The sequence below is a fragment of the Stenotrophomonas sp. AR029 genome, from assembly GCF_047520695.2.
Classification (GTDB): domain Bacteria; phylum Pseudomonadota; class Gammaproteobacteria; order Xanthomonadales; family Xanthomonadaceae; genus Stenotrophomonas; species Stenotrophomonas sepilia.
On sequence record NZ_JAXBQQ020000001.1, the window covers coordinates 703,368 to 719,897 of the forward strand.

The 16,530-nt window shown below is 68.1% G+C and carries 22 protein-coding genes; all 22 read right to left on the reverse strand.

From position 1 onward, the window contains the following. Positions 1-45 precede the first annotated feature (45 nt). Entirely contained in the window at positions 46-1,344 is a 1,299-nt protein-coding gene (locus ACM0PB_RS03350) for a DUF58 domain-containing protein (RefSeq protein WP_414604313.1), read from the reverse strand. Continuing rightward, the gene (locus tag ACM0PB_RS03355; RefSeq protein ID WP_005411535.1) at positions 1,341-2,327 is read right to left on the reverse strand and encodes an AAA family ATPase; all 987 of its coding nucleotides are present in this window, start codon (positions 2,325-2,327) and stop codon (positions 1,341-1,343) included. The genes ACM0PB_RS03350 and ACM0PB_RS03355 overlap by 4 nt, the downstream gene beginning before the upstream one ends. Next, entirely contained in the window at positions 2,324-3,508 is a 1,185-nt protein-coding gene (locus ACM0PB_RS03360; protein ID WP_414604314.1) for a DUF4350 domain-containing protein, read from the reverse strand. The genes ACM0PB_RS03355 and ACM0PB_RS03360 overlap by 4 nt, the downstream gene beginning before the upstream one ends. After that, entirely contained in the window at positions 3,505-5,121 is a 1,617-nt protein-coding gene (locus ACM0PB_RS03365) for a DUF4129 domain-containing protein (RefSeq protein ID WP_139727960.1), read from the reverse strand. Before ACM0PB_RS03365 ends, ACM0PB_RS03360 begins: the two co-directional genes overlap by 4 nt. Next, a complete protein-coding gene (locus tag ACM0PB_RS03370) occupies positions 5,111-6,103 on the reverse strand; it encodes a stage II sporulation protein M (protein WP_065177881.1) in 993 nt (330 codons plus the stop codon). Before ACM0PB_RS03370 ends, ACM0PB_RS03365 begins: the two co-directional genes overlap by 11 nt. Then, positions 6,100-6,789, reverse strand: a complete 690-nt coding sequence (locus ACM0PB_RS03375; RefSeq protein ID WP_005420157.1) for an RDD family protein — start codon at positions 6,787-6,789, stop codon at positions 6,100-6,102. Before ACM0PB_RS03375 ends, ACM0PB_RS03370 begins: the two co-directional genes overlap by 4 nt. A gap of 123 nt (positions 6,790-6,912) precedes the next feature. Further along, entirely contained in the window at positions 6,913-7,443 is a 531-nt protein-coding gene (locus ACM0PB_RS03380) for a gamma carbonic anhydrase family protein (RefSeq protein ID WP_065185876.1), read from the reverse strand. Between the two features lie 164 nt (positions 7,444-7,607). Beyond that, positions 7,608-8,429, reverse strand: a complete 822-nt coding sequence (locus ACM0PB_RS03385; protein ID WP_005420149.1) for a nucleotidyltransferase domain-containing protein — start codon at positions 8,427-8,429, stop codon at positions 7,608-7,610. Between the two features lie 147 nt (positions 8,430-8,576). Then, positions 8,577-9,266, reverse strand: coding sequence for a response regulator (locus ACM0PB_RS03390; RefSeq protein ID WP_065177883.1), 690 nt, complete (start codon positions 9,264-9,266; stop codon positions 8,577-8,579). Beyond that, positions 9,263-10,654: a sensor histidine kinase efflux regulator BaeS gene (gene baeS, locus ACM0PB_RS03395; RefSeq protein ID WP_065185875.1), complete on the reverse strand. Its 1,392-nt coding sequence runs from the start codon at positions 10,652-10,654 to the stop codon at positions 9,263-9,265. Before baeS ends, ACM0PB_RS03390 begins: the two co-directional genes overlap by 4 nt. Before the next feature lie 243 nt (positions 10,655-10,897). Then, positions 10,898-11,254, reverse strand: coding sequence for a Mor transcription activator family protein (locus ACM0PB_RS03400; protein ID WP_088431800.1), 357 nt, complete (start codon positions 11,252-11,254; stop codon positions 10,898-10,900). Further along, a complete protein-coding gene (locus ACM0PB_RS03405; RefSeq protein WP_046428405.1) occupies positions 11,251-11,718 on the reverse strand; it encodes a regulatory protein GemA in 468 nt (155 codons plus the stop codon). The genes ACM0PB_RS03400 and ACM0PB_RS03405 overlap by 4 nt, the downstream gene beginning before the upstream one ends. Before the next feature lie 3 nt (positions 11,719-11,721). Beyond that, entirely contained in the window at positions 11,722-12,624 is a 903-nt protein-coding gene (locus ACM0PB_RS03410; protein ID WP_414604315.1) for a recombination-associated protein RdgC, read from the reverse strand. A 3-nt stretch (positions 12,625-12,627) separates the two neighbouring features. Continuing rightward, positions 12,628-13,011 (reverse strand): DUF2528 family protein, encoded by a 384-nt coding sequence (locus ACM0PB_RS03415; RefSeq protein ID WP_414604316.1) that lies wholly within the window; start codon positions 13,009-13,011, stop codon positions 12,628-12,630. Next, complete coding sequence (locus ACM0PB_RS03420; RefSeq protein WP_414604317.1) at positions 13,011-13,469, reverse strand: hypothetical protein; 459 nt, start codon at positions 13,467-13,469, stop codon at positions 13,011-13,013. The genes ACM0PB_RS03415 and ACM0PB_RS03420 overlap by 1 nt, the downstream gene beginning before the upstream one ends. Next, entirely contained in the window at positions 13,466-13,657 is a 192-nt protein-coding gene (locus tag ACM0PB_RS03425; RefSeq protein ID WP_414604318.1) for a hypothetical protein, read from the reverse strand. The genes ACM0PB_RS03420 and ACM0PB_RS03425 overlap by 4 nt, the downstream gene beginning before the upstream one ends. Continuing rightward, positions 13,647-13,946, reverse strand: coding sequence for a hypothetical protein (locus ACM0PB_RS03430; RefSeq protein WP_414604319.1), 300 nt, complete (start codon positions 13,944-13,946; stop codon positions 13,647-13,649). Before ACM0PB_RS03430 ends, ACM0PB_RS03425 begins: the two co-directional genes overlap by 11 nt. Continuing rightward, positions 13,939-14,562, reverse strand: coding sequence for a DUF3164 family protein (locus tag ACM0PB_RS03435; protein ID WP_088431786.1), 624 nt, complete (start codon positions 14,560-14,562; stop codon positions 13,939-13,941). Before ACM0PB_RS03435 ends, ACM0PB_RS03430 begins: the two co-directional genes overlap by 8 nt. A gap of 250 nt (positions 14,563-14,812) precedes the next feature. Next, positions 14,813-15,295 (reverse strand): hypothetical protein, encoded by a 483-nt coding sequence (locus tag ACM0PB_RS03440; protein ID WP_414604320.1) that lies wholly within the window; start codon positions 15,293-15,295, stop codon positions 14,813-14,815. Next, complete coding sequence (locus ACM0PB_RS03445; RefSeq protein WP_046428383.1) at positions 15,292-15,576, reverse strand: Kil protein family; 285 nt, start codon at positions 15,574-15,576, stop codon at positions 15,292-15,294. Before ACM0PB_RS03445 ends, ACM0PB_RS03440 begins: the two co-directional genes overlap by 4 nt. Positions 15,577-15,589: 13 nt before the next feature. Further along, positions 15,590-15,979 (reverse strand): hypothetical protein, encoded by a 390-nt coding sequence (locus tag ACM0PB_RS03450; RefSeq protein WP_414604321.1) that lies wholly within the window; start codon positions 15,977-15,979, stop codon positions 15,590-15,592. A 306-nt stretch (positions 15,980-16,285) separates the two neighbouring features. Then, on the reverse strand, positions 16,286-16,528 hold the full coding sequence (locus ACM0PB_RS03455) for a hypothetical protein (RefSeq protein ID WP_046428377.1): 243 nt from the start codon (positions 16,526-16,528) through the stop codon (positions 16,286-16,288). Between the last annotated feature and the right edge of the window lie 2 nt (positions 16,529-16,530).

Here is a 16,530-nt window from a genome sequence, read left to right on the forward strand (position 1 = left end):
CGTCTGTAGAGCCGAGCCCATGCTCGGCGCCGGTCAATCGCAGGGCTACAGCAACCCTTCGCGCTTCACCGCCAGGTAGCGCTCCACCAGCGCGCCCGGCAGGGCGTCGGCGGTGACGTCCAGCACCATCACCTTCTCGCTGCGCAGCGCTTCGTGCGCCTTCGCGCGCTGCTGCAGGTACAGCGCCGCGGCACCGGCCTGGGTGGCGTCCTCCAGCGTCTGCACGTCCCCCTCCAGTACGCCGTCCAGCTCGCGCTCGCGCAGGCTGGCCACGCACACCAGGTGGCGCCGTTGCAGCAGGTGCACCGCCGCCAGCAGGTCTTCGATGTCTTCATCGCGCACGTTGCTGACCAGCATCACCAGTGCTCGCCGGCGCTGGCGCAGCGACACCTCGGTGGCAGCGGCCAGGTAATCGGTGGCCACCGCGCGTGGCTGCAGGTCGTAGCTGGCGCGCAGCAGGTGCTCGACCGTGCCCATGCCGCGCTGCGGCGCGACCCAGCGGCGTTCGCCACCGGCAGCGAACAGGCCGGCGGCATCGCCCTGGCGCAGCGCCAGGTAGGCCACCACCAGCGAGGCATTCAAGGCATGGTCGAAGTGCGAGAGACCGCCTTCGCTGGCCAGCATGCGCCGGCCACTGTCGAGCATCAGCAGCAACTGCTGGTTCTTCTCGTCCTGGTACTCGCGCGAGATCAGCTTGCGCGCACGCGCGGTGGCCTTCCAGTCCAGCTGGCGCAGGCTGTCGCCGACGCGGTACTCGCGCATCTGGTGGAAGTCGGTGCCTTCACCACGACGGCGCTTCACGTGTGCACCGACCAGCCGCGAGGCCTGGTCGGCACTGAACAACGCAAAGCGCGTGAGCGGCACGAAATTCGGATAGACCCGCACGTCCAGTGCGGGCGGCAGCGTGCGTTGCTGCCACCACAGGCGCCAAGGCGAGCGCATGCGCAGGTGCACGCCTTCGAAGCGGAAGTGCCCACGCTGCAGCGGCTGCAGGTGGTAGTGCAGCGTGGAGGCGCTACTGGCCCGCAGGCGCACGCGCTGTGGCAGCGATTCCAGTGGCCAGCCGCCGGGGACCAGGTCGAACACCTGCACCGTCATCGATTGCTCGGCCTGCAGCCGCAGCGCCGCCTCGCGGCGCACGCCCAGCGCCAGCGCTTCGGGCAGTTCGCGCTGTACCTGCGGCGACGGGCGCTGCGACTGGCGCCACAGGTCGAACAGCGCAGGCAGCGCGATGGCCACGGCGGCCAGCGCCCAGCTCCAGCGCGGCAGCAACCCGCCCAGCACCAGGCCGCCCAGGGCGGCCCAGGCCAGCAGCAGCGCCAGCAGCAGCGGGGCAGGCCTCATCGGCGCGGTGCTTCCACCTTGGCCAGCAGTGCGCCCAGCACGTCGTCGGCGTCCTGGCCTTCGATCTGCAGCTCCGGGGCCAGTGCAATGCGGTGGCGCAGTGCCGGGCGAGCAATGTCGCGCACGTCGTCCGGCGTGACGAAGTCGCGGCCGGCCAGCACCGCCTGCGCACGCGAGGCACGCACCAGCGCGATGCTGCCGCGTGGGCCGGCGCCGACCGCGATGCCTGGCCACTGCCTCGTGGCCGCCACAATCCGCACCGCGTAGTCGATCACTTCGTCATCGACGGTGATCGCCGCGGTCGCACGCTGCAGTTCCAGCAGTTCGCCGGCACCGAGTACGCGTGGCACCTGGCTCAGGTCGAAATCGCTGGCGGCGCGGCCACTGGTGATCGCGGTCACCATGCGCTTCTCGTCCTCCAGCTGCGGGTAGTCGATCAGCACCTTCAGCAGGAAGCGGTCCAGCTGTGCCTCCGGCAGCGGGTAGGTGCCTTCCTGCTCCAGCGGGTTCTGCGTGGCCAGCGCCATGAACGGCGGCGCCAGGGTGAACGCCTTGCCTTCGATGGTCACCTGGCCTTCCTGCATCACTTCCAGCAGTGCCGACTGGGTCTTGGCCGGCGCACGGTTGATCTCGTCGGCCAACAGCAGGTTGGTGAACACCGGGCCACGGCGGATCTTGAAGCTCTCGCTCTTCGGGTCGTACACCGCATGGCCACTGACGTCGCTGGGCATCAGGTCGGGGGTGAACTGCACGCGGCCGTAATCCAGTTCCAGGGCCTGTGCCAGTGCGCGCACCAGCAGGGTCTTGCCCAGCCCGGGCACGCCCTCGATCAGCACGTGGCCACCGGCCAGCAGCGCCACCAGGATCTGGTCCAGTACATCGGCCTGGCCAATGAAGGCGTGGCCGACGGCATCGCGGATGGCATCGACGCGTTCGATCAGGCGGGCGTTGGCGGCCGCCGGCAGCTCGGGTACTTCGGTCATAGCAGGGATCTCATCTGGAGCAGCAAGCGGATGCGCTCGCGCAGGGCGGAGGAATCGTGCGGCGGAGGGGGCGTGAGCGCGCTGGCAACGCGGCCTTGCGGCCAGGACAGCAGTTCGGCGATGGCCTGTTCGCGCGGCGCGCCGTCCAGTGCGGCGGCCACCGGTGCGCGCAGGCGCAGGCGATGCAGGAACAGGGCGAGCACGGCGTCATACAGGCGCGCGCCTTGGCCGAAGCGCAGCAGCAGCTCGCCGCTGGCACGCACGTGTTCCAGCAGCGAGCGGCGTTCCAGCACCGGCGACGGCAGGCGGCTGCCGAAGCGTTGCGAACGGCCCCACAGCCAGCCCAGCAGGGCCAGCAGCAGCGGCGCCCACACCGGCCAGCCCTGGTAGAACAGGCGCGCCCACAGCGATGGCGGGCGGCTGGCGTAGACCAGCCAGAAAGTGCCCTTGCCGTAGTTCGGATCGAGCAGATAGCGGGTCAGGTCGCGGTGCGAGAGATCGTGCAGGCCGTCGCTGGCCTTGTCCGCAGCCGACGCCAGGCGTGCTGCCGGCGAATCCACCTCGCCGCGCATGAACGCCATGTCGGCCAGCACGCTCACCTTGCCCTGCCCGTGGCGCAGTCGCGCGAACACCAGGTTGCGCTCGTTGCCCCAACGCCGTTCGGCGCGTGTACGGGCGGCAAAGCCCAGCGTGAAGCGACGACCACCGCAGAACTCCACATGGCTGGGATCGTCGATGACGTGGAACGGCTGGCAGTCGCTCTGCTGGTACAGGCTGTCCACGCCCAGCTGGTCCAGCAGCGGTCCCTGCGTACTGCTGGCGTCGTCCTCTGCGGGTGGCGGCGTGCGCACCAGCAGATGGCCACCACCATCGACCCAGGCCAGCAGGGCCCTGGCCGCCGGTGCCGGCAGTTCGCTGCTGTCCTGCAGCAGCACCACCGTGTCGCGCGGACCCAGCGCCATCTGCTGCAGGTCCAGCCGCGGCCGCGAGTGCACGTCGATGCCATCGGCACGCAGGGCCTGTCCAAGCACGTACAGCGGGTTGTAGCCAGCTTCGCCCTGCGGCGGCAGCTGCACGGTCTCGGTCACCCGCTCATGCGTGCGCAGGTAGAGGATCGTCAGCGGTACGCCGAGCAGCACCAGCCCGCCCAGCAACAGCGACCAGAACAGGCGCGGGCTCATGCCAGCCACCGGTACTGCTGGCGCAGAGTGTCGGCCAGTGCATCGAAATCGGCGCGGCTGGGCAGGCGGCCACCGTAGGCGGCGTACTGCCACATGCGCACGATGCGCGCGAACAGGTCACGGTCGGTGGCATCGGGCATGCGCCGCGAGGCGCGAAGGCATTGCGCTTCGGTGGCACCGGGCGGAAGCGCGATGCCGCTGCGCTCGCCCACCGTGCGCACGCTGGCGCGGTACAGCAGGGCCAGCGCCTGACGCGGCCGGCCCTGGTCCCACAGCAGGCCGGCCTGGGTGGCCACGTCCGGCGGCAGCACGACCGGCAGCTCCACCTGTTCCTCCACCACCTGCGGTACAGCGTCGGCCTTGCGCCGGCCACTGCCGCGCAGCCACGGCAGCCACAGCCGTGCGGTCAGCAGCAGCACCAGCAGCAGGACGCCCAGCAGGGCCCACAGGCCCCACTCGGCCAGGCGCGCCAGCCAGGCAATGCCGGCCTTGCGGTTGCTGCGCTCGCCCTTGCTGCTGCCGTCGCTCTGCAGCGCCTTGTCTTCCTTCTTTTTTTCCTCGGCCTGTTCGATCGGCTTCCAGCGCGTGACCTGGCGGGTCGGGCGCTGCAGCGGATCTTCATAGGCGCGGTTCACCGCCTGGCGGAAACCGGCGGTGTCCACCGGCGCCGCACCGAAGATCATCGCCGGCGTATTGGCCGGGTCGTTGGCCGCAGTGGCGGGTTCTTCCGCGCTGTCCTCGTCCCCTTCGGCATCGCCGGCCTGCCCAGCGACCGTCTGCGCGTCCTGCGCATGCACTGGCGCGAAGGCCAGCGGCAGGGCAAGGCACAGCAGCAGCGCCAGCGTCGATGCTGCCGGCAGCAGCCGCTCGCGCAGGCGGCGCAGCGCGATCTCCACGTCCCACGCTTCCATCTGCGTACGCCGGTTCAAGTACAGGCCGAAGCCGGCGCCGACATAGAACGGTCCGATCAGCACCGATGCCAGCCAGCACGCCAGGTTGAAGCCCAGTTGCGCCCAGGCAGGCGTGTCCTGGCCGATCATGTCCCATGCGGCACGCCATGATTCGGACATCAGCTCCAGTGGCATGAACATGAACACCGCGCCGATCGCACCGGACACCAGCACCCCTTCAAAGGCCATGCAGGCCACGGTCAGCACGACGGCGGCGCCCGCAGCACCGGCCGCCACGGCGCGGCGGCGTGCACCGCGCTGGGCCGGCGCGTTGCCTTCCAGCAGGTTCACCGGCAGGCACAGGCTGCGCAGCACGCTGAAGCGGCGCCAGCCCAGGTAGCCCCAGAAGCCTGCATTGCCCCAGCTGCGCTGCGCGCGCAGCGCTGCCAGCGCGCCCACCGGCTCACCGAAGATGCCGCGCGACAGGACGTACAGCGGCGCTCGCTCGAACAGTGGCTTGCACCACCACATCGCCAGCCAGGCCCAGCCGAACGCATCCAGCCACCAGCCCAGCGCGTTGAAGATCACGAACAGCGGTGCACTGGCCAGCAGCCAGCTGCCCCATACCGCACGCGCGTGGCGGCGCGACAGGGCGCTGCCCAGCTCCATTGCTTCCCAGCCACTGCGCGCGCGCAGCGCCACGTCCAGGCGGTCAATGCGCATTGCCGCCTCCGCGCCCGCCGCGCCACAGCCACAGCAGCACGCCGGCCCACAGCACGCCGGCCACGCTGAACTTGCCCCACGCCGGCACTTCGGCAATCGACGACCAGAACGCTTCGATGAACGCGGCCACCAGCAGCATGAACGCCACGCCCAGGCACAGCCGGGCCCCGATGCGGCCGCCTTCGACCAGGGCATCCAGGCGGCTGCGCCGGCCGGGGGCCAGCAGTTTCATGCCCAGCTGCAGGCCGGCACCGCCGGCGATCACGATCGCGGTCAGCTCGAACGCACCATGGCCCGCGACGAAGCGCCAGAATGGATCGCCATGGCCGATGTGCTGCAGGTGGCCGGCCACCGAACCGATGATCACGCCGTTGAACAGCAGCACCAGCAGCGTGCCCAGGCCGGCCAGCAGACCACTGGCGAAGGTACGCAGGGCGATGCTGATGTTGTTCAGGATGTAGTGGCCGAACATCATCCAGTCCGTGCCGCTGTCACGCCCGAGGCGCTCGGCCGCTGGATCGTACATGCGCTCCATCTCGGCGATCTGGCGGTTGTCCATCACCATGTGGATCAGGTCCGGGTAGAGCTGCGCCAGCACGAAGCAGGCCACCGCCGGCAGCGCGAACATCGCCAGTGCCACCCACATGCTGCGCGCCTGGCTGCGCACCAGCAGCGGGAAGTCGGCCACCAGGAATTCAAGTGCACCGCGCCAGCGCGTCGGCGGCGTGCGGTACAGCACGCTGTGGCCCTGCTGCATCAACTGCTGCAGGCGCTGCACCAGCTGCGGGCTGTAGCCGCGCTCGCGGGCCAGTGCCAGCTGCTGGCACAGGCGCCGGTAGCGCTGCGGGAAGGCGGCGTCGTCCACTGCCAGCGCGCTGGCCTTGCGCCGCGTGCGGCGCGCAGCACCAGCACGCAGCAGCAGCCAGTGTTCCAGGTCCTGCCATTCCTGCTGGTAGCGGGCGACGAACTGCTCCTGCTTCATCGCCGCCCCAACAGCCAGTTGGCCATGGCATACAAGCGCAGTACGCCGACCTGGCCGTGGGTGCCGGTCAGCGGTTCGGCGATGCCGGCCAGTTCCTGCTGGCGGGCCGCCGACAGCCGTGGCGCGCGCTCGGCGAAGGCCATCAGCGCGGCCTGCTCTTCCGGTCGCAGCGGCTGCGGCGGGGCCAGCACGCTGTCGATGGTGGGCGGAGGCGGCAGGTACAGCACGGGCGCATGCACCACCACGGTGCCGGCCACCAGATCGCCCAGGCGACGGCCATGGGGATCGAACAGGCTGCTGATCAGGCCCAGTGCATAGCCGAACGGCAGCATGTCCACGGTGCGCAGCAGGTTGCGGGTGATGGCAGGCATCCAGCCTACCGGCGCGCCATCGCGCGCAAGCACGCGCAGGCCCAGCGCGCGCTTGCCGAGGGTACGGCCCCACAGCGCTTCGCAGACGATCGGGTAGGCCCAGTACACCAGGAACATCAGCACCAGGCCGAGCCCGGAGCCGAACGAATCCAGCAGTGCCAGTGGAATCGACATCACCACCAGTACCGCGATGCGCACGCCCAGATCCACCAGCCACGCCATCGCCCGTGGCACCGGGCCGGCTGCCGGCAGCTGCAGCGGCACACCCTCCGGCGTCACCACCTCGCGGTAGGTATCGAGCATCGGTGCGGCCATCAGTGCGATGGCCTTCGTTGTGGGCGCCGGAGTCCTCTCCGGCAGGCAGCCACAGGCATGGGGGTCTCGACAGGTCCTGGTCGGGCCCAGACTTTAGCAGAGCCGCATGGCGGCGTTGGCTGCTCAGCCCAGGTATTCGTCCTTCAGCCGCACGTAGTGGTCGGCCGAGTAGTGCAGCGACTCGATCTCCTTGTCGCTCAGCGTGCGCGCCGGGCGGGCCGGATTGCCCACCCACAGCTCGCCTTCGCCAACCACCTTGCCCGGGCCGACCACCGCACCGGCGCCGACGAAGCCATGGCGCTCGACGCACGCACCGTCGAGGATGCAGGCGCCCATGCCGATCAGGCTGTAGTCGCCGATCGTGCAGGCATGGATGATGCAGCCGTGGCCGACGGTCACGCCTTCGCCGATCAGGGTCGGGTAGCCGGCCTTGTTGTAGGGGCTGTGGTGGCTGACGTGGATGATCGTGCCGTCCTGCACATTGGTGCGCGCCCCGATGCGCACGTAGTTGACGTCGCCGCGGATGACCGTGCCCGGCCACACTGATACGTCCTCGGCCAGCTCCACGTCACCGATGACGGTGCAGGCCGGGTCGATGTACACGCGCTCGCCGAGGATGGGCATCTTGTCGCGGAAGGGGCGCAGCGGGTTCATCGGTGTCTCCGGAAATCAGGGCGTTCGCGACGATGATACGCGTGCGTCCGCTGGGGAAGGTACCGCCCTGGGGCCGCGCGGATACACAGTAGATCCACGCCATGCGTGGATGGTGATCTCGGTGCCGACCAAGGTCGGCAGCTACCAGAAACGGGTGCAACCGCTCAGGACGGCGCGTGCTCGGCCAGCATCCGCCGGAACAGCACGTCCAGCCAGGCGCTGTCGCCCTGTCCGGCCGGCAGCTGCGGGGCCTGCGCCGCGCGAACGGCCATCGCATGGTCAATGTACTCGCTGATGAGCGCGATGCGCGGACGAGCGCTGACCTCGGCGCTGGCGCGCTTGACCACCAGCAATGCGTCGATGGCGTGGCGCACCGGGCCGTCCGGCAGCAACCGGTCCAGCAGATCCTCGAAGGCCATCGGCGGCGGCGTGGGCTCGCTCTCGATCCACTGGCAGGCAAGCAGGGCGCGCAGCACATACAGGTACTTCTTGGTGCTGATGGTGGGCTCACCCAGGTGGCGGCTGTGTGTGGTCCTGGCCATGCTCATGTAGTGCCACCAGCTGCCCAAGGGTGAGTAGAAGCGTTGGGCCGCTTCCCACAGCAGTGCCACCGCAGCGTCATCCTGCCGGTACACGATCGGCGAACGCAGCCATTCGATCAGTGTCGGATTGGATTTTGAGACCAGCCGCAGTGCCTTGCGCAGGTCCCAGCCGCTGACATCGAGCTCATCGTCGATCGGCAGCTCGATCACATCGCGCTGCGCATCGCCCGGGCCGGTGCTCTCGTTGACGCTGAGATACCACGGCTGGCGATGCACGTAGATGAAGCGTGCATCGTAGTCGCTGTCCGGCGAAGAGAAGCCCCAGCCACGGCTGCCGGATTCGCAGGCCAGCAGCACACGCACATTGTGGCGCTGTTCGATGTCGGCGAGGCTGGAAAGAATGGCGGCGCGCTTGTCCGGCGCGATCGGGTGGATGTCGTCCATGCAGTTGTGTTCTTAATGTCGAGCGTTCTCGACTGTAGCGCAGGTCTGCATCGCTGCGCTCGCCGGGCATGGCCCGGCGCTACCAGAGGGTGACGTTCGTCGACGAGGCATGACGGGGTAGCGCCGGGCCAAGCCCGGCGAACGCGATCACGGCTCGTAGCTGTAGCCCATGCCATACACCGAACGGATCGGTTCGCCTTCCATGCCGGCGTCAGCCAGCTTGCGGCGCAGGTTGCGCACGTGGCTGTCGACGGTGCGGTCGACCACCACGCGGTGGTCCAGATAGAGGCGGTCGAGCAGCTCGTCGCGCGCCCAGATCCGGCCCGGCGTGGCCAGCAGCGTGCGCAGCAGGCGGTATTCGACCGGGGTCAGGTCCAGGCCCTTGCCGTTCCAGGTAGCGCGGGCTGCCGGTTCGTCGATATGCAGCCCGCTGTTGGCCCGCGCAACGGGGTCCGGGCGGTAGCGGCGCAGCACCGCCATCACCCGTGCGACCACTTCGCGCGGACTGAACGGCTTGCAGATGTAGTCGTCGGCACCGATGTCCAGGCCCAGCAGGCGGTCGATCTCTTCCACCCGTGCGGTGACCATGATCACCGGTACATCGCTGCTGGCGCGCAGTTCGCGGCACAGGTCCACGCCATCGCGCTGCGGCAGCATCAGGTCCAGCAGCACCAGGTCGGGCTGGTAGCGCGCGAATGCGTCGATCACCTGGCCGCCATCGTCCACCCATTCGCTGGTCATCCCGGCGGCGGCCAGGTAGTCGCGCAGCACCGAGGCCAGGCGTGGCTCATCCTCGACGATCAGGATCTTCGCGGACGCGGCGGGGGACGGGCTCATGCAGGCTCCGGCAGGGTAATGACCACGCGCAGCCCGCCCAGCGGCGATGGCTCGGCGTGGATGAGGCCGTGGTGGGCGAGGATGATGTTGTGGCTGATGGCCAGGCCCAGCCCGCTGCCGCCGCTGGCCCGGTTGCGCGAACTCTCCACCCGGTAGAAGCGCTCGAACAGCAGCGCGCATTTGTCGGCCGGCACGCCTGGCGCGGTGTCTTCCACGATCAGCTGCACGCCGGCAGGCACGCGCGCTGCCTGCACGCGTACGCGGCCCCCGGCGTGGGTGTAGCGCAATGCGTTTTCCAGCAGATTGGCCAGCACCTGCTGCAGGCGTCGTTCGTCACCGGATACCTGCAGCGGTGTGGCGGGCAGGTTCTCCTCCAGTGCCAGCCCCGCCGTGGAGAAGCGCACGCGCATGCCATTGAGCTCGCTGCTCAGCAGCGCCGCCAGGTCCAGCGGTGCGAAGCGGTAGGCCAGGCCGCCGGACTGGGTCATCGACAGGTCGTGCAGGTCGTCGATCAACTTGCCCAGTTGGCGGATCTCGCCCTGCAGGGCACCGAGGTTGGCGCGGTCCAGCGGGCGGATGCCGTCCTCGATGGCTTCCAGTTCGGCACGAACCACCGCCAGCGGCGTGCGCAGTTCGTGCGAGATATCGGCGATGAAGGCACGGCGGTTGCGCTCGGTGTCGTCCAGCGCCTGCGCCATCCGGTTGAAGTCGTTGACCAGTGCATCCAGCTCGTCATCGCTGGTGCGCTCGATGCGGGTGGCGTAGTCGCCAGCGGCGAGCCGGTGGGTGGCCGCCGCCAGTTTGGCAAGGCGCTGGCGCAGCGCGCGCGATACCAGCCAGGCCAGCAGCACCGTCACCAGCAGCAGCGCGATGCCGATCACCCACCACGCACGCATCTGGGTGTTGTAGAAATTCAGGTCGTTGGTGGCGATGACGGTCTGGAACGGCACCATGCCCAGCCAGCCGACCGTGTGCCCGTCCACCTGCACGGCGTGCGGCTCGTCGTCGCTGGTGGCGTCCGGGTTGCCGGCTACGAACCGATGCTGTGCATCGAACAGGCCCAGGCGGGAGGGAACGCCGGTCTGGTCGGACAGCGGTGGCACGGGCCCCTCGTGCCCATGGGCCAGATCCGGGCGCAGCAGCCGCGCCCAGCGGTCACTGTCGCCGCGCAGGTGCTCCCAGCCGCCGTGCGCACTGTACTCGCGCTGCAGGTGCGGCATCACGCGCTGCATGCGCAGGTCGCCCTGGTCATTGAGGTAGTCCAGGAAGCCGGTCTGGAACGCCACGCGGCTGGCAATACCGTTCACTGCCAGCACCAGCAGGCAGGCGGTGAAGATCGCGAGGAAGGTCTTCGCGGTCAGGCCGAATTTGAGTCGAATCTTCGCCATCGCGGGGCCATTAGCGGCGCATGCGGCGCCGAAAGCAAGCGCCCGCTGAGCCGGTCGCACAATCTCCATATTCTCTGCACAGTTCCACGGCAGCGTGCACGGGTCAACGAAAGGCCCCCACGCCCCCCTGTGCAGGGGTGAGATATATCAGGGGGGAGGCTGCGATATCTAGCCGGAAGACCCCGGAAGATGGCGGAAGTTGAAAGCCCGCCTCGCAAAGAGATTGCACTACGTGCAATTGGCTCAGGGGGCGAAAAGCCCCATCTGGCGGAGGTCGCGATCGCGCAGCTCGGCGCGTCGGAGCAGCTTACGGATGCCGCGTTCAGTCATGTCGTACTTCCTGGCCAGCTCCGCGTAGGAGGCTCCATCGCGGTGGGCGGCCAGTATCTCACGCTCTCGCTGGCTCAGCTTGAAGGCGTGATTCTTGGGGAACGATAGCACCTGGCCGGACCAGTTCTCGGCCAGCCGGTCAGCAACCGCTGCCCCTACCTGGTCGGCGCGGTCCTGGTCGAGCCCCAGCTCCCTGGCGACGTCAGCCGCCTGGGCGGCGGCATCGGCCAGAAGCTCACTGCGGCGCGCTTCCATCAGGTTCCTGCTCATGGGACGTCCTTCGGTACAGCATGTGCGCGACGGTTCGCATCGTACTGGAGAGCGGCAATCACCTTCTGCAGCTGCTCCTTGTTGCACCACTCGATGCGGGTGACCTTGCACATGCGCAATGCCAGGCTGTGGGCGTAGGCCCAAGGCCGACCGGCGTCGGCGAGGAGTGCCTCAACCTTGGCCAGCTGGGGAGCCAGATCGCCCTTGGGACGCCCGGCCCAGCGCTCTGCGGCACGGGCCGCGCGCGCCGGCATGCCGCCCAGGCGGCGCAGCTCATTGGCAATCGCGTCCAGCTGGCGCTGGTCGCAGCTGCCAGCGCTACGCTGCGGCTGGCCGCTCTGGCCGGACACGCGCTGCACCAGGTCGCGGTAGACGTCCTCGGCCAGGCCGAGCGCCTTGGCGGCGGCATGGATGGCCGCCAAGGTGCGCTTGCGGCGGTCGGTTGGCGGACGGCTGCGGGCCATTGCTCAGGCCTCCTCTTCCAGTTGGAACGTGAGCTGCAGGACGTCGAACAGCCTGCTGAGCTGGCCGGTCTGCAGCGCGAAGCGGGCGTCCATTTCCTGCCGTTGCTCGTCCTCGGCCAGTTCCGCCAATGAGTCAAAGGCGCCGTCGAGGAACTTGAGTTTCCGGATGACCAGGTCGTCGCTGATCACGAAGGACAGGGAGTCCTCCATGATCAAAGCCAGCCGATAGACCTGCTTGCCTGCCTCAAGGTGCTTTTCCACCTCATCGCAGCGCAGTTCCTGGTGCTGACAGCGGATCGTGGCACCGCCTTCAACCGGGTCGCGCAGCTCACATTCCTCGCCCAAGGACAGACCGGCCGGGAGCTGCTCGCCAGCAACCCAGCCGGTCATCACGGAACGGGGGGCGACCGCAGCGCGGAGCCTACTGGCCGGGAAGCTCCCAAGCAGGCCCCTGACTTCTGACACCGCGTCGCTCGCGGCCGTGCTGCTGCCGGTGTCCACGAACGCAATGCCTCGCTGGGTGTCCACGAACATGTCCACGCGGGCCGACTTGACCAGGGCGCGGGGCAGCAACTCATGCAGCAGGTCGTCCTTCATGCGGCGCCGCTCGCGGCCACCTGGACGCTGGCCATGCGCTTCCAGCGCCTGCAGTCGCGTCTCCAGCATTTCATTGACGCTCGCGGCCGGAATGATCTTGGTCTCGGTGCCGATCGCCAGCCAGAGAAACGCGCCAGAGCGGTGCGACAAGGCCGCACCGCTCTCACGCCCATACGGAGAAATGAACCCTCGCGACGACAGCTCCAGCGACCCCACCGGCTGCAGCTGAGACAGCGGCAGCAGTTTCTCCACCTGCGACCAGTCGATCACCGGCGAGAACTGGAACATCGTGACGTTCCGCATGAGCATTGATCAGGACTCCAGCTCGGTCAGCTGCAGAAGAGCGGAGTCAAGATCCGGTCGGCCGTCCCAATCGACCAGCTTCACGCCGTGCGCAGCAGGCCAGCCTTCCTGATCATCGAACTCCTCCTGCATGCCACGCGACGTGAGGTCGCCCCGAGCGTCCAGGACCATACCGATGAAGTCGGCTGCGGCCATCTTGATCACCGCGACCACAGGGTTGTCGTCGGCACCGGCCAAGCGAGCGTCTGCCCCCGTCCAGAATGCGTTGATCTGAGCGGCCACCTCCGGGGTCAGCTGGGCGTGATCAATCTCCAGGATCACCCACGCGTCACCCCACTCCTGCTCGATCCTGTACCGCTTCACCTGCTTGCATGCAGTGGTTTGCGCAGACATCAGTTCTTCTCCTTCAACAGTTGGGCCTGGGCGGCAGTAAGGGCGGTCTGCCAGGCGGGAACCTCCTCACCGAGCGAATCGAGCAGCCGGCGGATGCCCGGACGGTCACCGACAACGATCTGGCCGCCGGCCTGGACCACTGCGATCACCTGGGCCTTCTTGGTGAGCGGATCGCGGCGTTCCGGAGCTGCGGCCATCGCACCCCAGCGCAGGCCCTTCGGGGCCTGGGCGCACCAGGCGAGCCAGTGGCCCAGGGCATCACCCTTCGCGGCCTGGTCAGCCGCTTCGGGGACGCCGGGCACCAGCAGGCAGCCCCGGCTCTCGCCCTGGCCGTGACGGGCGCGGGCGCTGACGACCTTGCGCAGCTGCGCGGCTTCGCCGCTGGCAACGAGGATTGCGTGTTCCGGCAGGTGTTCGCCGAACTCGATCAGGCCGGTGGCCCAGCAGTAGGCGATCACGCCGTCACCCCCGGCGCCTGCAGGCGCTCGATAAAGGAGTACTCGATGCCACAGCCGCCATCCTGTTCCTGGCAGATCACATACAACACCAGCTGCTCAGGATCGCTTTCGACCGTGGCGAGGCTCGCGAACAGCGCGGCGACGCCGCAGCCGGGGCAGCATGTGGAAAGTCGCTGTTCACCGTTCATCGGAATGCTCCTTGTCGAAGAACTGAACCAGGGTCGGCGCGTCGATGCGCCGCTTCATGACCCAGGGGAACGCGGCGGCACCGCGTCGCTCGATGTAGGCGATCGCGTTGTTGACGCGCTGCAGGTCAGCCGGCGAATTGGCGCCCTGCCGCGTGTCGAACATCGGATGGCCGTTCTCGTCGCGCTGCTCGTAGGCGAACAGCTCAACCTCGGAGCGCACGGCGGCGTCGGCAATGTCGCTGGCCAGCACCGCCAGATAACAGGCGTCGTGGAGGGAGTGGTTAGACATGCTTCACCGCCGCGATGTCCAGGCTGATGGGCTGGTACTGACCCTGTGCATCGCGCTCGTAGAAGCGCACATAGGTCTTGCTGCCCACCACGGTCACTGCATCGCTGATCGCCGCCATCGCCTGCGTCCAGCGTGGGTCGTCGAACTTCAGCCGGCGCAGGGACAGTACCTCGCCGGTCTTGATGCTGCCGTCGTTGTCGACGCGGAAGGCGTTGTTCACCAGGGTGCGCAGCTCAGCCCGGGAGCCTTCGGTCCAGTCGTTGAGGCACTCATCGATCAGTGCCTTGGCCGCCTGCAGGCGCTCATCGAACTGGATCGAATCCTGGACCGCACGGACGATCTTGTAGCGGCCGTCATAGCTCATCAGGGTCACGTTGCCCTTGTCGCCGCCAATGCTGGCGCCGTACTGCTCTGCACTCAGCTGCACGAACGCGGCGATATCGCCGAAGGCAGTACCCCGGAACTCGGCCATCTGCTGATGCAGCTTCTTGGCGCCGCTGATCAGTTCAGCAACCAGCTGGTCGCGCGCGAGGTCGATCGCAGCGATCTGATTCTCCTGAACGAGGCGGCCCTTTCGATCCTCGCGGTAGCCTTCGGGAATGGTGCTGGTGGTCATTGGGTGCCTCCTTGGACGGCGGAATCGGTATGCAGGTACACGGGGCGCAGCTGCTCGGGGATACCCTCAACGTGGACAGGGCTGGCGGCGGTGAACCAGTCGGCCCTCCATCGGCGAGCGGCGTCGAGAGAAATGCCGAGCAGGCGCGCGATGCGTACTGGCGTTAGTGAGCGCTGGTCTTGCGCTATGGCCCACAGAGCGAAGCGCATCGCCCGCAGGTGGTCGTATCTGTGGCGTCCGGTGCGTGCCATCACTCCACCCCGCCGAGGATCCGATCGAAGTGCGAATGCAGGGAATCCACGATCCGGCAGCCCAGGTACGGAGGCAGCTCGCCCTCGCGCTCTTCCTGGGACATGCACGCGGTGCCGACAGATGGCACCAACGGCGCCGGGTTGATAGCTGGGCCAATGTTCAGCGGTGCGACCGCCGCGCGGGGCTCGGCTCCGCATCGCTTCGGAGCGTTACCGGTGTTCTTGGCGTACTGCGCCAATGCGGCGTCCAGTCGCTTCGGGTCGATCTGCCAGTCCTGATTCAGGCGGTACCGGCGCGAGAAGCGACCACCGACGCGTTCCACCATTCCGCAGTTGAGTGCGTTGGTCAGGCCGTGCTGCACATAGCCGCGATACTCGAAGCCGTGATCCATGACGCCGTCGATCAGCTCACGCGACTCCAGAGTGCGGGTGCCAAGCACGGCAGCGAAGGCAGCCTGCAGGCGGATGCTCGGCGCGGTCACAGCACCACCTCGCGGCTTTCGAAGGTGTCGCGCCTGGAGCGGATGGTGACGACCACCGGCGGTCGCTCGGTCCATTCCAGCTGCAGGCCCTGGTATTCCGCCGCCAGCACGCGATCGCGGCCGCCACTGCCATTGGGGCTCCAGCGCTTGAGGTGGCCTTCAATGTCGGCCGGCGGCTGGGTGATGATAAGCACCGGGCGGCGCCCGTTGCTGTAATGGGCCAGCACGTCGATGCCGGCGTTTTCCAGTTCGCGCGCGGTGTTGGCGGCAGCGAAAAGCATGTCAGAGCTACGATCAACGTTCATCGTTGGTGTCCTCGTCGGTGATGGGCTTGGTCAGCCCGAGTTGTCCGTACAGATCCGGCAGGGCTACGCGCTTCATGGCGCACACCTGCTGCAGGGAGGTCATGGCGCGACCGGTCAGGTACTCACAGCACCGGTCCAGTTCTTCCGCGCTGGCGGCCAGGTGGTAGCCGTTCGCTGGGTGGGCGCAGATGGGATGCCCATCGCGACGCAGCTTCTCGATGATCTGGCGCAGCCGCCGCTCGTCGGCTGTGTTGAAGCGCTGCGTGACGGCATGCACCAGGTCGCGGGCAGTGATGCCATTGGCGGCACCACGGCGGCCCTGCAGCTCCGCCAGCACCGCCTCGGGGGACAGCTCTTGCGGTAGCAGGGCCAGCTGCATGTCAGTCGGCCCCCCTATCGATGCCGGCAGCGATGGCCAGGTCGAGGATCTCGTCCAGTTCCAACAGCCAGCGCTTGCCGGTGGCGTGCGAAATCACCATCACACCGCTGTGAATCCAGACCTCGACCGTGTAATCGCGCCTGGTCTCAGGATCCTGGACCTGGACCGTTCCTACACGCGAAGCGGTTGGGAACAGGGGTGCATGCACCAACGCCCCAATGGCCTTCCTCCGCTGAGGATGCTTAGCGCTGTGGCGCTGGCGATTCCGCAACTGGCCAAGGCAGCGCTTTAGGGTGGGCACGGCCATCATTCCTCCTCGTCCTGGTCGTCATCGCGGAGCTGATCGATAAGGGCGCGCAGCTGCTGCTGGGACAGGCCGGCCAAGCAGGTGTCCATGCTCTGGCCATCCCGCCACTCGATGCCTGCGCGGCGGAAAATGTCGCGGTGCATGACCGTCACCTGGCGATGCGGCAGCTCCGCATCCCGCAGCACCTGGACAGCAAACCCGCGCAGGTACTGCGTGCCTTCGGCGGTGGAAGCGATCGCCATGC